Origin of the sequence: Colwellia sp. MB02u-14, assembly GCF_014076915.1 — a bacterium.
Taxonomy (GTDB): domain Bacteria; phylum Pseudomonadota; class Gammaproteobacteria; order Enterobacterales; family Alteromonadaceae; genus Colwellia_A.
Genome location: NZ_JACGUX010000001.1, coordinates 133,676 through 148,463, shown reverse-complemented (window position 1 = coordinate 148,463; position 14,788 = coordinate 133,676). Strand labels below are relative to the sequence as shown.

Below are 14,788 nucleotides of genomic sequence, written 5' to 3'. Positions count from 1 at the left end.
TAGAGAAAACCCCCTCGGGACTGCGCATGCAATTTGGTGTTGTCGTAAGAGTATTAACAGTAATTTTGCAGTAATCAATGCTGATGATTACTATGGAAAAAAGGCTTTTAAATTACTCCTAACAAAAAGCACTGATTTTCCTGAGCCTTATTTAATGGTGGCTTTTCAATTAGACAAAACCCTTTCTGAATTTGGTGGTGTTAATCGTGGATTTTGCCAGTTTGACTCTCATAATTTACTATTAAGTATTGATGAATGTCATGACATTAAGCGTGTTGTGAGTGATGATGAACAAAAAATTACCGGCCAATTTAATCATTTAAGTACAAGAAGTGAACTTCAGCCAAACAGTCTAACATCAATGAATTGTTGGCGTTTTACCACAGATATATTTTCAGCGATAGAGGTTTATATTAGTAAAGCTGTCACTGACAACAACAAAGAGAGTACGACTGCAAATGTTAATCGTTTTGAATGCTACTTAACAGCCGTTGTTATGCAACAAATAGCGCAAGAGAACAAAAAAGTTAAGCTGCTAACCTCGACAGATAACTGGTTTGGCTTAACCTTTCCTGAAGATACAGCTTTAGTTGAAAAGAACATAGTTAACCTTCATCAAGAAAAAGCCTTTGCTACGCTAGTTAGCTAAAAGCTGATTAAGTAAAGGTACAACCTTCTCTTGAGTTAATGCTAATTGGTCAAAAAGTACAAATTGTTGGCGAGCCTTTACGATGAAAATTTGGCAATGATTACTGTTAATCATTGCCTCTATATACCACAAACCATTGATCAAATAACAACAAGCGAGATAGGCAACTACTTTTTCTTTATCGATAACAACATCAGCGCATTGCTGATAGCTTTGAATAGCAATATCAACATCAGTCAGCATTAACCCATTAATCGCAATAAACATCGCAATATCGTATTCAGCTTCAGCTAAACAACTACATTCAAAATCGACTAGCCATGTATGATCCAGCGGACTTTCAGGGTTAAACGAGTCGCTTAAGCGAATGTTTTCATCATTTACATCACCATGACATAGCACCAAGCGATTATTTTTTGATTGAGATGGCGTTATCTTGACGATAATTTTATTCAAAACAGTCCGCTGAGATGGCGTGATTGCTTTGTTGATGGTTTGTCTTAACATTAGTGGTTCAATCGCTAATATTGGATGATTTAGGGGCAATTTTAATTGATGTGTTTTGGCCATCAAGTTCATCGCAATGATAATTTTGTTGATGGGTAAACGGGTAACGTTTTCAGCAAAGTAATGAGCGAGTGAATCGCCCACGATAAACTGACATACCAACCATAAGGGTGAATGATAAATTATTGCCGGTGCCAAATCAGCTTCGGCTGCCAGCAAGTTACTCGCAATTTCAGCCATGGCGGTTTCTTTATGGTCAGCGAGCGATTTAACAAAATAATCTGTTTCAATAGAATTTACAGTAGAAATAACGCTAAAGCACTCATGACTTTCACCGCCAGCCAACGGCGTAATTTTATACTGGCCCTTGGCAAAACAAGGTAAAGCTTTAATTTCTTGAGAAATATTGTCAATGCTTTGATTCATTAACGTTGTCACCTAACTATTCTGTCGCAGACGCAATATTACCATTTGATTGATGATTATTTTTTTGGTATTTACCCAACCACATCACATAACCCACAATCGCAATGACCACATATAAACAAAATAACACAACCGTTGGTTGTAAGTCTTTTTCGATGTAAAGATAAATAGAGACAAGATCAATCACTATCCAGTAGAGCCAATTTTCTAATACTTTCTTAGTGACTAAATACGTGGCGAACACAGCAAAAACTGTAGTAGCAGAATCTAGATAAGGAAAATCTGTTGGTGTGTAGTTGTCCATTAACCAACCAATAGCCAAAGCACAAGCTGTTAGTAATAATATAATTTTAGTGTGAAAAATTAATGGCCAGCTTTGAATCTCAAGCGTCGATGAATGTGCATTGCGGTTAACGCCAGGATTGGCAGACGGCGAAATTTTACGCCAGCAATACCATCCAAAAATAGCCATTACGAGATAATAAACCTGAAGTACCGCATCCATCCATAAATAGACATCATAAAAAATAACGGTATAAATTACCGTACTGACTAGCGCTGCAGGCCAGCACCAACTATTTTCTTTTGCGGCAAGTACGACATAAAACAAAGCAGAAATAACCGCTAAGAGTTCCCACAAGGGTAAACCATAAAAATAATTAAGAGTGCTTTGTAGCGAATCAATCATTAGCTTTCAGCTTCTACTTCTGAACGATCACCACCAATAAATTTACAAACGAACACCGCTGCATTTAAAGTTTGATGAACATGTTTAATTTCTGCCATAACATGGCGAGTCGCTAAATCGTAATCACCAAAAACTTGTGTGCTCATACCATTAGTGACCACATTCAAACCATCGACATTACGTAGACGCTTTATAAATGCCCAAATCTCAGTTTTAAACTGTTCTTCTGCTAGTGGATACAAACTAATTTCTATCGATATTTTCATATTATTTCCTAATGGTATGCCACTTTTTTACAGTGAACAAAAACTGCGTGATTCTAAACAAAAAACGTCACCCTGAACGATAATCCCGTCACTCTAAATGAGAACCTCATCATCCTAAGCAAAAAACCCGTCATCCTGAACCAGAAACCCGTCATCCTGAACTTGTTTCAGGATCTCATGACTTTAAGTCTCGAATACAGATACTGAAATAAATTCAGCATGACGGCATGTTACTTCAACATGGTGGCATATCAATTTAGGATGACCGCGTATTAGCTGAGGAGCGCTTAGCTCTAAAAGTTATAATCAAACGTTAAACCAAATACCGCGGGTTCACCAAACTGATAATAAGCTTTATTGGCATAACCATCGCGTGGGTCATTACCAAAGTAAAAACCACGCGTTTGGTATTCTTTATCAAGCATATTACGCGCCCATAATTTCACTTGCCAATTTTGTGCTAAATAACGAATTGATCCCTGTAACAATGCCACCGAATTAGATTTTTCATCATGACTGTCAGAAAAATAAAACTCGTCTTTACCATCGACAGCTAAGTTGAATTGCCATTGGTCATTAATAAAGTAGTTCAATCCAAAGTTAAATTGATGGTTTGGCGCATGTGCTTGATCGCGACCTGTTTCTCTATCACCATTTTTATAAACATAGCCACTAAATTCAGTATCAAGTAAACCTAAGCCACCATATATCTCTAGGTTGTCTGTAACATTCCAGGCGGCTTCAATTTCAATACCTTGGTTATAACCTTGCGCGGCATTGTCCCAGTAACTAATAAACTCTGAACTACCATCTTGGCGTTCTTTAAGGTGGTAACTGCTTATTTGAATATCGTCTCTGTCCATATAAAAAACAGCGGCACGTACATAAGCACTATCATCAAAAAAGTTTGCCTTATAGCCTAGCTCATAATTCCACAAATATTCAGGCTCAAAGCTACGTAGGTCTTCAGATAATGTACCGCTTGAATTAACGCTACCAGCTTTGTAACCACGGTTAGCTGAAGCATACATCATAGAACTTTCATCAACTTGGTAAGAGAGTACAACTTTACCACCGACCATATTATCGTCAGGCGAGTTATCAATCGCGTCGGAATTATTATAGTCACTGCTACGACGTTCAATGCGTAAACCGGTAGTTAGTCTAAATTTTTCATTTAACTGCGTGTCAAATTGTGTAAAAACAGCAAAAGTGTCAGCGGTATAGCTTGATGAAAAGTCACTGGCTAAATAAGTGTATTGGCGCTGCAGGTCTTCTTCTTCTTTTTTGACGTAAATACCGGCAACCCACGAAGTTGTATTCGCAAAAATATTAGCATCAGGTTGAGAAACAAAGCGAAGTTCAGCGGTACTGTTCTTTTTGTCACGTAGGTAATGATCTGTTGAAGAATAACCATCCACTTCAGCTAAACAACCCGTTGGTGTAATACAAGGATCAGGATTATAAATACCGTTGTCCCAATCATCAGCGATCCATTCATATTCACCATAAGCCCAATCTTCATCATAACCATAGGCTAAGTCCGAATTTGCATGACTAAGAGTAGACACCACATTAAACCCTTTAATGCCTGAATAGGTAAATTTTGCACTCATTGCTATAGTTTCTTGCTGATCAAAACCAGGCTGGTTTGAAAAAGATGTTCTGTTGTTGTCGAGTGAAAACGCGTCGTAACCATTGTCAAAGTCAAAGTACAGCACAGCTAAATCAATCGTTAAATGTTCACTTGCTGTAATCGCTAACTTGCCACGTAAAGATGTTTCATCACGATTATTGGTATCGTCTTTTCCTAGATAAGTATTTTCAATAAAGCCGTCACTTTTATATTGCTCCGCTGAAAAGCGGTAATTTACTTTTTCACTGGCAGGACCAGAAAGTACAAGCCCTGCGCCAACACTATTATAGTTACCTGCACTAAAGCGTATGGCTGATTCAAACTCATCGCTTGGCGCATTAGTCGACATATAAACCAAACCAGCTAACGCTGTGGCGCCAAACCGGGTGCCTTGTGGGCCACGAAACAATTCTACTTGCGCAATATCAAACGTAGAAGCAATACTGCCTATGCCTGAGAAATCAATATCGTCAACAACTAAACCGACCGAAGCATTAATAGGTTCTTGAAATTGGCTACGCTCGCCAATACCCCTAATTTGATAGTAGCGGGCGCGTTGAGAGCCACTTGAATAATTGACATTAGCAATTCCGCCAACAAGTTCTTCTAAATTTTGGGCATTACGAAGTGCGATGTCCTCTTGAGTCAAAATAGATAAAGACGAAGGCGTATTTTGAACATTGATTTCGCGATAATCACCCTTTACCATGATTTTTTCGAGTACGTCTGTGTCATCAGTTGCATAAGCAACAGGTAAGTTTAGGGAAAGTGCTAAGGCAATGGCTAAAGGAGATTTTATTAGGTTCATACAGCGCTCTTTTTGTGGCATGCAAGCAAAAGAGAGCAATACAAAAATACAACGCAAGTAAGCACTTACATTAAGTGTTTACGACAAGTATTTAAAGTATTAACCATTCCTACGCCGGCATTATCCGTTTCAGGTATTAAGGGTAAAAATTCTCAGCAATACAAAAGCCTATTAACAACAGCTTTTTATTGCACCCCTTGGTTTGTTCGGCATACTAACAATTTTCTCACCAATGTACAGGAAATTGTCATTATTCATGACCATGTATTTGCTTAATATGATGATTTTCAGTAAATTAGCATTATAGTTTTTTTTATTAAATTGCCATGACAAATCATCTAAGCCAAAATCATTTATGTTCAATAACTTTATTAGGTAATTTAGTTGCTAAACCTGACATTCGTTATCAAGCAAACCCTGTAGTTGCCGTAGCTGAACTCGTCTTGGCGACTCATAGTAAATGGTTTGACAAAGCCAGCAATCAATTTAAAGAATGGACGAGTTACCATACAGTTAAAGTGATTGGCGATATTGTTGATCGTTCGCTATGTCACTCACAAAAAGGCGATATTATTTTAGTGCAAGGCTATTTACTCAATAGTAAAAAAGCTAATCGTGAGATATTACACGCCACTTATGCACAAACATTCGCGAAAGGTTACGCACAATCAATTAACCAAGTGCATATGAGTGGGGAAATTAGCAGTGAAATTAATTTAGTACTTACCGAGAATAATAAAGAATTAGTTGCGCTCAACTTAACGGTAAATAATTTAGTGTATTCCCCTATTACTCAGCAAACCCAAAATATCTCTATCGAACGTTCAGTGCATATTTGGGGTAAGCAAGCGCATTATATTAAAGATAAAGCTGAACTCGGTGACCAGCTAGTGGTTGATGGACGATTAAGCTACCTTAACGATAGTAAAAAATCACAGTTTATTGATTCCCACCAAGTCGTTTTATTGAAACATTAACATTCTTTCACTATAATTTTTATAAATATGGGATTGTTGACGAGATATGAAAATTCTTTATTATATAAAAAAGATAGTTAAGCCTGCACTTTCAACGGTACTCGTTATTTACTGTTTATTACATGTATTAACAACCGTTGCAGAAGAATATAGCCTTGAGATTTTAGCAAAATTACCCACACTTAGTACGAAAAATAAAATAACATTAATTCCATTGCCCCTTAAAAGAAAAGAGAAAAATCAATACTTACTTGCAGATGAAAAAGGTGAGTTATCTTTACTCAGCGGTGCCAAACTACTTTCTTTATCTCGCTTACCCTTAAGCGACCAAAATAACCTGGCACAAGTAAAGTTAACCGCTTTTACCTTACATCCAAGCTTTTCGTTAGCAGATAAACCCGGTTACCAAACCTTTTTTACAGCTCATATTGAACCCAATAAAAAAAATAATAATGTTGCACGCTTAACTCTATTAGAGGATCCAGTAACATTGCCATTTGACGCGGTGGTCACCCAATGGCAATACGATAGTTCAGCCCCTGATCGTATAGATAAAGAGCAACGCAGAGAAGTCATCAGAATTGCGGTTCCTAGCAATACCCATCATATCCAGAAAATGGCGTTCAATCCTTATAATAAAGTATGGCACGAAGACTACGGCTTAATACATATTGCCCTATCAGACAGTGTACAAAAACAATCGAATGCTAATACAAGCACGTTATATTCTGGTGTTGTTTTACGTATTAACCCTGCAAGATTTGGTCTCAAGAGTTATAGAACGCCAAGCAGTAACCCTTTCATGAAAATAAACAGTATTAACAATGAGATTTTTATTTTAGGGGCTCAAAATATCAATTCTTTTTCGTGGTCGAAACAACATTATGGCGCATTGCTCATAGAACACACCTACGAGGGTGTTCACCAAGTCGCTGTTGCAGAAAAAGGGGCTGATTGGCGAGATTCTGATCAAAAGAAACTCGTTTTTACACTTAAGTCTAGCCAATGGCGCAATGAAAGTATTTTTCCATATTATGGCAGATCGCTAAAAAATGCTGTCGGTAATATTTTATACCTTGCTAATAATGCAAAGAACTGGCAACTTGCTCAATTTAGTACCGCGATAAAAAATGGTGAGGTTAAGAAAGAATTTTTGGGACAAACTATTGTATCTTTTAACAAAGATGAGCTTTCCCCAGCAAATAAAGTTTCACTGCTCTTAGATCATGCCGGCGAACCTTTACTGCTAGATTATGCCAACAAGCGATTATTAGCCATTCAACCGAGTACATTGGTAATAGATAAAGACAGTAATATTGAGGCCAGAGGTGAACAAGAAGAGCATGATGAGCAAGCAGACACAGTAAACAGTAATGCTTACGGCAATCTCTTATTAATATTATTTATCTCAGTAGTAGCCGTAATATTTTATCGATTACGACCGAAAAGCAATGCTGTAAAAGCGAAATTAAGCAGTCAGTTTGCTCGGTTTGAATTAGATAGCTCGCAAACGACCCTATTATTTTACAAACGTCATCAGTCTGAAGTCGGTAGCCAACTAGCTATTGCTGACATTGTTAAGAGTGAAATTTCTATTAATGGTAATATTGTCAGTATCATCAATAAAGATGATGACTACGGCTACAACGAACAACGAGAAAACCAATTACACCTCAATTTCACTAAAGCTAATCGACATAAACTTCTTAATGATGAAATCCGAGAAGTTCAACTTTACCTGACAGATATAAACACTAAAGAATATGTCATCTGTTTGTACTTACGAAAAGGCAACCAGCGTTTAACTAAGGCTAAATACTTTGACACTTTAGAGTCATTGATTGATTGGAGTTGGTTTATCGCTAAACAATTAAACCCGCAGGCGACACAAAAGCGTAAAATAAAAGCGGCTGTATTTGAGCCCCCCCAAATTAAGGCATCAGTAAAAGTAGAGCAACCTCACGTTATTAGCAAAGAAATAAAATCGGTTACAGAAAATAAATCAGCAGAAGAACTACACAATATTACTCTCCATGACTCTGAATTAATTAATACTTTAGATAAGCTTGCCGACTTAAAACAAAAAGGCTTTCTCAATGAAGAAGAGTTTAGTTTAGCTAAAGCTAAAATTTTATCAGACATCACAGATAATAAATAAATGCTAAACAGACACACTAAAACACTATTTTTGATCACAACATTGGTAAGTATTGCCATTCTTTTAAGTGTGCTTTTTTCTTTAGATGCACTGCAAAGTGACAACCTTCAACCCCTCATTGATCAATTAATTCCTCAAGGGCCACTAGGGATACTGACCCTATTAATTGTATTAGCATTACTCACCAGCATAGGTTTACCTAGGCAAGTTGCAGCCTTTTCTTGTGGCTATATATTGGGTATCTTTTATGGTGCGCTAGTCGCTACTTTAGCGGCAACGCTCGGTTGTATATTAACATTATTGGTCGCAAAAACTTTTTTTAGACAGAGAGTGCTAGACACCTACCCTGAAAAACTAAACCGCGTATCTGTTTTCTTCTCAACTCACACTTTTAGCAAAGCATTAATTATTCGTTTACTTCCAGCGGGTTCTAACTTTCTAACTAACATACTAGCAGGTATTGCCAATATAAATTTTATCCCTTATGTTACAGGGACTTGCGTTGGATTTATTCCACAAATGTTTATATTTTCATTACTTGGTGCGGGGATTAAAATAGGGGAAAATCAACAAATACTGCTGAGTTTATGCTTACTCGTTGTTGCGTTAATTTTTGGCTATTTACTCTATAAGAAAGAAAACACTGCCCAAAAATAAGGAGCTATTTAGCTCCTTATTATCACACGAATACCGATGAGTTAATCAAGGGTAAGTAAATACTTAACTAAGTTATTGTAGTCGGCTTCAAGATTTTTTTTGTCTAAACTGGCATTATCAATTTTATAACGACCATTAACAATAACCGTAGGAACGCCAGTTAACCCACCACTCTTCGCATAATAGTCTTGTTTTTTCTTCATTTGTTTAACTTTGCTGTTAACACCAAAGCTTTTCATTAATTTATCAAATTTTTCGCCGTCAGCGCCATTTAATACAAACACATTACGAATATCTTTTTCAGAGGTAAAAACCGCACGTTGTACATGAATATAATTAAAAAGTGCGCCCATTAACTTTCTTTCCATACCTAGCTCTTCAGCAACTACCAACGCTTTACTTAACATTTGTTGCATCACTGGAGAAGCGCCACGTAAGAAATCAACATGATTAAATTCAAAGTTAACCCCTGTTGGTAATTGTTTTTTTACGCCAGCCATAAAAGGTTCAAAACGAAAACAATGTGGGCAATAAAATGAAAAGAATTCACGCACTTCAGGTTTTTTCGTTACTTGTTCGCTAACAACGGTATAGTGTGTACCTTCTTGATAATTTGCTGCAGAAGCCATTAATGGCAACAAGAGCATAACAAATAAACTTAATAACTTTTTCATTTAATTTTTTCCTCTATGATAAATTTTGCACTTTTTATTACTAATAATTATGCAGGTAATAAACTTAATGGGGGCTGTTGAAGCGCAGACACTTGCTCTTTAAGCATCAGAATTTGCTGTTCCCAATATTTATCCGTATTAAACCATGGAAAGTTATGTGGGAACGCTGGATCTTGCCAACGCTTACATAACCAGGCCATATAATTAACAACTCGCATGGTACGTAATGATTCTATCAAAATAAGTTGCTTGGGTTCAAATGAATAAAACTCTTCGTACCCAGATAGCATTGTATCAAGCTGTAACAATCGCTGTTGACGATCGCCAGAAAGCATCATCCATAAGTCTTGAATCGCTGGCCCCATGCGACAATCATCTAGATCGACAAAGTGTGGGCCATTGTCTGTCCATAAAATATTACCTGCATGACAATCACCATGCAAACGTATTTCGTTACTGGGTTGATATTGCTCGGCGGCTATATCAACAACTTGCTCTAAAATAGTAAAAAAAGCTTTGCTCAAGTAATGGGGGACGAAACCAGAATCTTTTATGATATCTGTTGCCTGAAAAAGCATTTCTTGCTTATTAAAAGTTGGGCGATGCTTAAAACGTTTTGTTGCCGCGACAGCATGAATGCGTCCTAAAAATCGTCCCATCCATTCAAGCTGATCTAAATTGTCCACTTCAAATATACGACCACCACGACAAGGGTAGATAGCAAAATTGAAGCCTTCATAAGAGAAAAGTGACTCTCCACCAATCTTTAATGGCGCAACTAGCGGTAATTCTTGCTTGGCTAATTCAAAAGCAAAACTATGTTCTTCTCTTAGTTCAGCTTCGGTCCAGCGTTGTGGCCGATAAAATTTAGTAACATATTTTTTTTTATCATCATCATGAAATTGATACACACGATTTTCATAACTATTTAAGGCAAGCAAGCCACTATCAACAAAGAGGCCTGTGCTTTCTAGGCCATCTAAAATTAAGTTGGGTGACAGTGTAGTAAAATCAAATACAGACATTAGCGTTTATTAAAAAACCTACTTTCATGTTCAAGAGAAACGTCATCTTCCTCTGAAACCAGTTCAATAACAAATGAAATATCGGTCATGTACTCTTTTAATTCATAAGGGTCAACAGAAAGGCTCATCGGCAAGGTATAGACACCCGCAGCTTTTACCATAACTTCTTTTTCGCCATGCCATTTAGTATTTGCAATACCTTTTACTGACAAGCGATAAACGTTGTCAGTTTGCGATTTGTTTAATATTTTTAAGGTGTAAACATTTTCTATATCACCGTTAAATTTTTCTTTAGCTAACTCATTTCTGTCACGAATAATATCCATGGTAACAGGGACTCTATTAACAATTTCTAAAACAAGTAAGCTAGTCATCACTGTTAAAACAATTGCATATCCTACTAATTTTGAGCGGATAAAGTGAACTTTTTTGCCTTGTAATTCATGTTCAGTGGTGTAACGTATTAGCCCTTTCGGGTAGTTCATTTTGTCCATAACATCGTCACAGGCATCGATACACGCGCCACAGTTAATACATTCATACTGTAAGCCGTTACGAATATCTATACCTGTTGGACAAACCTGCACACAAAGGTTGCAATCAATACAATCACCGATGTCTAACGATGCATGGTCTATCTTGCGAGAGCGCGCGCCACGGTCTTCACCACGATTAAAGTCATATGAAACTGTTAAGGTATCTTTGTCAAACATCGCTGATTGAAAACGCGCATAAGGACACATATGTAAACACATAATTTCTCGCATCCAGCCAGCATTTCCATAGGTACAAAAGGTAAAAAACCACACAACCGCGGCTAAAGTAAACGAGGCCTGAAAAGTGAAAAAATCAATAAAAACTTCATCTACTGGTGCAAAATAACCCGCAAAGGTCAGTGCGGTTAACAGAGAGAAAAATAGCCAGCAGGTGTGCTTCAATGCTTTGCGCCAGAATTTGTCAAAATCAAGCTCACGGCTATCGAGTTTTTTACGTTGATTAGCGGTGCCTTCAATTTTTTCTTCAAACCAGATAAAAATAAAGGTCCAAACGGTCTGAGGACATAAGTACCCACACCAGACACGCCCTAAAAAGGTAGTGATGAAAAACAATAAAAAAGCACTAAGAATACAAAGCCAAGCGAGCAGTGTTAAGTCTTGCGGCCATAACGTTAAGCCCCATAAGGTAAAACGTTGCTCTGAAATATCAAATAAAATGGCTTGATGATCGTTATATTGTAGCCAAGGCAGTAACGCAAAAAGGGCTAAAAAAACAAAGTTCATTCTTTGCCTAAGTAATTGAAAGACACCACTAACCTTACGCACATAAATTTGGTCACGTGGCTGGTAGGTTTCTACCTTATTCGGTTGATGTATCTGAATGTTTTTAACGGGAATTTGTACCGATGGTTTTTTGTTCTTGTCTTCTGATTTCACGATAAATCCTTGATATACGAGAGCACCGAGATTATAACGATATTTAGCGACTAATACGTTATAAAATAATTAAAATTAGTGAATAAGCCAAAAATTGATTATTCTTATATAACCATTCAATTATATGAAAATTTATGAAAAATTTATTGATCTTAATCGTTGCAACTGCCTTATTTTTACATTTTTATCCGCAACCAGAGCTAGAAGACTGGTTTACAGAACAAAAAACAATGATTGTCGATAAATTTTCAGAAGCTACCGATACGAGGGTGAGATTAAAAGCAGATAAGATTTATACCGATTTAAAAAGCGAACTGGCTAGCTTTAGCAGTGAAGAACAGGTTTTTTTTAAAAAAATAACTGCCGATAGAAAGTCAGTAAAAGCATTTTTTATCGACTACTGTAACGCTAATCAGCAAAGCCCTCATTTTCATCATGAAAATCAAAAGAAAGTTTGCCGAACTATTTCGCGTTATAGTTCGCTGCTATAAACCGATAAACAATTATCATTTATTGACGGGAAAACAGCGTTACCGAGAAACTAAAAAAAATGTCGATTCTCAATAGCGCTATATGTACTAAGTAGAAAGGCTTGCTAACAACTTAGAAAATGCTTGTTCTGATTGTTGCTCTAAGTGATGTGCTCCCGCTTTAATTACCCAGTGGCCATTCACCATTACGTCGTGAACCATGTTCTGCTGGCTCGCAAAGATCATACTATCTAATAGATGTTGGTCATGATGGGCAAATAAAGCCACTTTCTTTGCGTTAAGTACCAGCAAGTCAGCTTGTTTCCCTACTGCCAATTCCCCCGTATTACTGTTGGTACTTTGCGCGCCGCCTAACGCTGCTTTTTGCCATAAATTACGACCCACTGAAGGTTCATTTTCTGTTGCCAAAATGGCACGTTGCTGTTTAATTAATCGTTGAGCATATTCTAGCCAACGCAATTCTTCCACAGGATTAACTGAAATATGGCTATCAGATCCTATCGCTAAGGTGCCTTGTTCAGCTAAAAACTCAGTGGTTGGAAAAATACCATCCCCCAAATTTGCTTCAGTGGTTGGGCAAATCCCAGCAATAGCTTTGCTGACAATAAGACCTTGGCGCTCTTGTTCGTTGATATGCGTGGCATGAATTAAGCACCATTGTTGATCTAATGCTGCATTATTTAATAACCATTCCACAGGACGTTGACCATAATGTGCTAAACAGTCGTCTACTTCTTTTTGTTGCTCAGCAATATGAATGTGCACAGGAGCTTTATTGTCTAAATCTCGTACATGTTTTACCGCTTGTTCTAACGAAGGCTTATCAACCGCTCTTAACGAGTGTGGTGCAATACCAATATTGGTGTTTTGATATTTGGCACTTAAAGTAAAGCAATCACTGACCAGTTGATTGAATTGTTCAACTGAATTAATAAAACGTTTTTGTCCATCGTTTGCAGGTAATGGACCAAAGCCACTAAACCGATAAAGTACAGGTAATAACGTTAAGCCAATACCCGATTGTTGACTGGCCTTAAAAATAGCTTTTGCCATTTCTGCAAGTTCGTCGTGGTTATCGCCATTGATTTGATGATGTAAATAATGAAACTCGGCTACTCGGGTATATCCCATTTTAAGCATTTCAATATAGAGCTGGGTGGCAATTATTTCGGCATCATTTACGGTTAATTGGTCAATAAATTTGTACATAACGTGACGCCATGTCCAAAAACTATCTTGACCTTCGCTGCCCTGCTCACTGAAACCGGCAAAGGCGCGCTGAAAGGCATGAGAATGACAATTAACCATACCGGGAATAACAACGCCTACTTTTTCAGCGCCATCAATATACCCCGATGCGATTGCCGTGATCACACCGTTTTCTATTGTCAGTGTTTGTTGTGTTTTCCAACCGCTGCTGAGTAAAATACGTTCTGCAAATAACTTCATCAATAATCCCTGTGCTAATTTTTTTGTTGCGAAAATTCAATCAATGTTTTTACTAATTGTTCAAGCTTAGGAATAACGTCATTTGCCAACGATTCGTTATATTCAGGGCTAGGCTCACTCATATAAGTACGTTGGGATAGTTCTAACTGTACCGCATGAATGTTTTTCTCTGGCTTGCCATATTCACGGGTAATAAAGCCCCCTTTAAACCGTCCGTTAGTGATCATTGAATAAGGTGAATAATCAAGATTTTGCAGTGCCGTTATTAATTCAGGCGCGCAACTCTTACCGTCAGCCGTGCCAAAATTAAAATCGGGTAATTGTCCCTCAAAAAACCGAGGAACTTTTGATAAAATAGAATGTGCTTCAAGTAAAACAGCTTGACCAAATTCTGTTTGAATATCAGTTAACGTTGTTTTTAATGCTTGATGATAGGGCTGCCAATACGTACTTATTCGATGAGATATTTCAGCTTTATTAGGTGCTTGTCCATCAAGGTAAAGTGATTCAAGATCAAAAGAAGTCGTCGGACAAAGTTCAGTGCTATTTGCCCCTGGATACAAATCAACACCTTTAGGGTCTCGATTAAGATCAATAACATAACGGCTATACTTTGGCATAATAATATAGGCACCTAGCGCTTGTGCAAAAGCATAAAGTTTGTCTTTATGCCAGTCTGTATCGGCCACTTTTTTACCTTGATCTGTCATTTTACGAGCAATGTCGCTAGGTAAATTTTCACCATTATGTGGCATACTAATCAGTAACGGAATACGACCTTTTATCAACGTATAGGTATCAGACATTTTAACCCTCTAATTGTATATACAACTTGTATAGACTAATTTATCATGCAGTTGCTATCGCACGCAAATTTATTGTTCTATGAGATCCGCGAAAAAAGAGCCTTTAAGACTTTTATAAACTACCGTTTTTTTAATAAA

Annotated in this window: 14 protein-coding genes and 1 riboswitch; of the genes, 5 read left to right on the top strand and 9 right to left on the bottom strand. The window is 37.3% G+C overall.

Annotated features, from left to right (window positions below):
* Positions 1-154 precede the first annotated feature (154 nt).
* Positions 155-649, top strand: a complete 495-nt coding sequence (locus tag H4J52_RS00605) for a hypothetical protein (RefSeq protein WP_182180757.1) — start codon at positions 155-157, stop codon at positions 647-649.
* Here H4J52_RS00605 and H4J52_RS00600 read toward each other — a convergent pair.
* The 4 genes from H4J52_RS00600 to H4J52_RS00585 all read right to left on the bottom strand — a co-directional run bounded on the left by H4J52_RS00600 (position 638) and on the right by H4J52_RS00585 (position 4,980).
* Complete coding sequence (locus H4J52_RS00600; RefSeq protein ID WP_182224075.1) at positions 638-1,582, bottom strand: phosphotransferase; 945 nt, start codon at positions 1,580-1,582, stop codon at positions 638-640. The two genes, H4J52_RS00605 and H4J52_RS00600, sit on opposite strands and share 12 nt — an antisense overlap.
* Before the next feature lie 16 nt (positions 1,583-1,598).
* Positions 1,599-2,270 (bottom strand): nicotinamide riboside transporter PnuC, encoded by a 672-nt coding sequence (gene pnuC / locus H4J52_RS00595; protein ID WP_182180761.1) that lies wholly within the window; start codon positions 2,268-2,270, stop codon positions 1,599-1,601.
* Positions 2,270-2,536 carry a hypothetical protein gene (locus H4J52_RS00590; RefSeq protein ID WP_182180763.1) on the bottom strand — a complete coding sequence of 89 codons (267 nt, stop codon included), beginning with the start codon at positions 2,534-2,536 and terminating at the stop codon, positions 2,270-2,272. The genes pnuC and H4J52_RS00590 overlap by 1 nt, the downstream gene beginning before the upstream one ends.
* Positions 2,537-2,829: 293 nt before the next feature.
* A complete protein-coding gene (locus H4J52_RS00585; RefSeq protein WP_182180488.1) occupies positions 2,830-4,980 on the bottom strand; it encodes a TonB-dependent receptor in 2,151 nt (716 codons plus the stop codon).
* 89 nt (positions 4,981-5,069) lie between these two features.
* A riboswitch (TPP riboswitch) is annotated at positions 5,070-5,188 on the bottom strand.
* Between the two features lie 118 nt (positions 5,189-5,306).
* Between H4J52_RS00585 and H4J52_RS00580 the strand changes: the two genes are divergently transcribed.
* The 3 genes from H4J52_RS00580 to H4J52_RS00570 are packed head-to-tail and all read left to right on the top strand — an operon-like array spanning position 5,307 to position 8,772.
* Positions 5,307-5,957: a single-stranded DNA-binding protein gene (locus H4J52_RS00580; protein ID WP_182180486.1), complete on the top strand. Its 651-nt coding sequence runs from the start codon at positions 5,307-5,309 to the stop codon at positions 5,955-5,957.
* Positions 5,958-6,003: 46 nt separating this feature from the next.
* Positions 6,004-8,115, top strand: coding sequence for an SHOCT domain-containing protein (locus tag H4J52_RS00575; protein ID WP_182180483.1), 2,112 nt, complete (start codon positions 6,004-6,006; stop codon positions 8,113-8,115).
* Entirely contained in the window at positions 8,116-8,772 is a 657-nt protein-coding gene (locus tag H4J52_RS00570) for a TVP38/TMEM64 family protein (RefSeq protein WP_182224074.1), read from the top strand.
* 41 nt (positions 8,773-8,813) lie between these two features.
* On the opposite strand, the gene H4J52_RS00565 is transcribed toward H4J52_RS00570, so the two are convergent.
* From H4J52_RS00565 to ccoG, 3 genes are read right to left on the bottom strand one after another with little or no spacing between them, the layout of a single operon-like run.
* Positions 8,814-9,446: a thiol:disulfide interchange protein DsbA/DsbL gene (locus H4J52_RS00565; protein ID WP_182180480.1), complete on the bottom strand. Its 633-nt coding sequence runs from the start codon at positions 9,444-9,446 to the stop codon at positions 8,814-8,816.
* A 47-nt stretch (positions 9,447-9,493) separates the two neighbouring features.
* Entirely contained in the window at positions 9,494-10,471 is a 978-nt protein-coding gene (locus H4J52_RS00560) for a serine/threonine protein kinase (protein WP_182180478.1), read from the bottom strand.
* A complete protein-coding gene (gene ccoG, locus H4J52_RS00555; RefSeq protein ID WP_182223458.1) occupies positions 10,471-11,904 on the bottom strand; it encodes a cytochrome c oxidase accessory protein CcoG in 1,434 nt (477 codons plus the stop codon). Before ccoG ends, H4J52_RS00560 begins: the two co-directional genes overlap by 1 nt.
* A 134-nt stretch (positions 11,905-12,038) precedes the next feature.
* On the opposite strand from ccoG, the gene H4J52_RS00550 reads away from it, so the two are divergent.
* Positions 12,039-12,395, top strand: coding sequence for a hypothetical protein (locus tag H4J52_RS00550; protein WP_182224073.1), 357 nt, complete (start codon positions 12,039-12,041; stop codon positions 12,393-12,395).
* An 87-nt stretch (positions 12,396-12,482) separates the two neighbouring features.
* Here H4J52_RS00550 and H4J52_RS00545 read toward each other — a convergent pair whose 3' ends face one another.
* On the bottom strand, positions 12,483-13,844 hold the full coding sequence (locus H4J52_RS00545; RefSeq protein ID WP_220460058.1) for a formimidoylglutamate deiminase: 1,362 nt from the start codon (positions 13,842-13,844) through the stop codon (positions 12,483-12,485).
* 14 nt (positions 13,845-13,858) lie between these two features.
* Positions 13,859-14,650: an N-formylglutamate deformylase gene (gene hutG / locus H4J52_RS00540; RefSeq protein ID WP_182180470.1), complete on the bottom strand. Its 792-nt coding sequence runs from the start codon at positions 14,648-14,650 to the stop codon at positions 13,859-13,861.
* Positions 14,651-14,788: the final 138 nt, after the last annotated feature.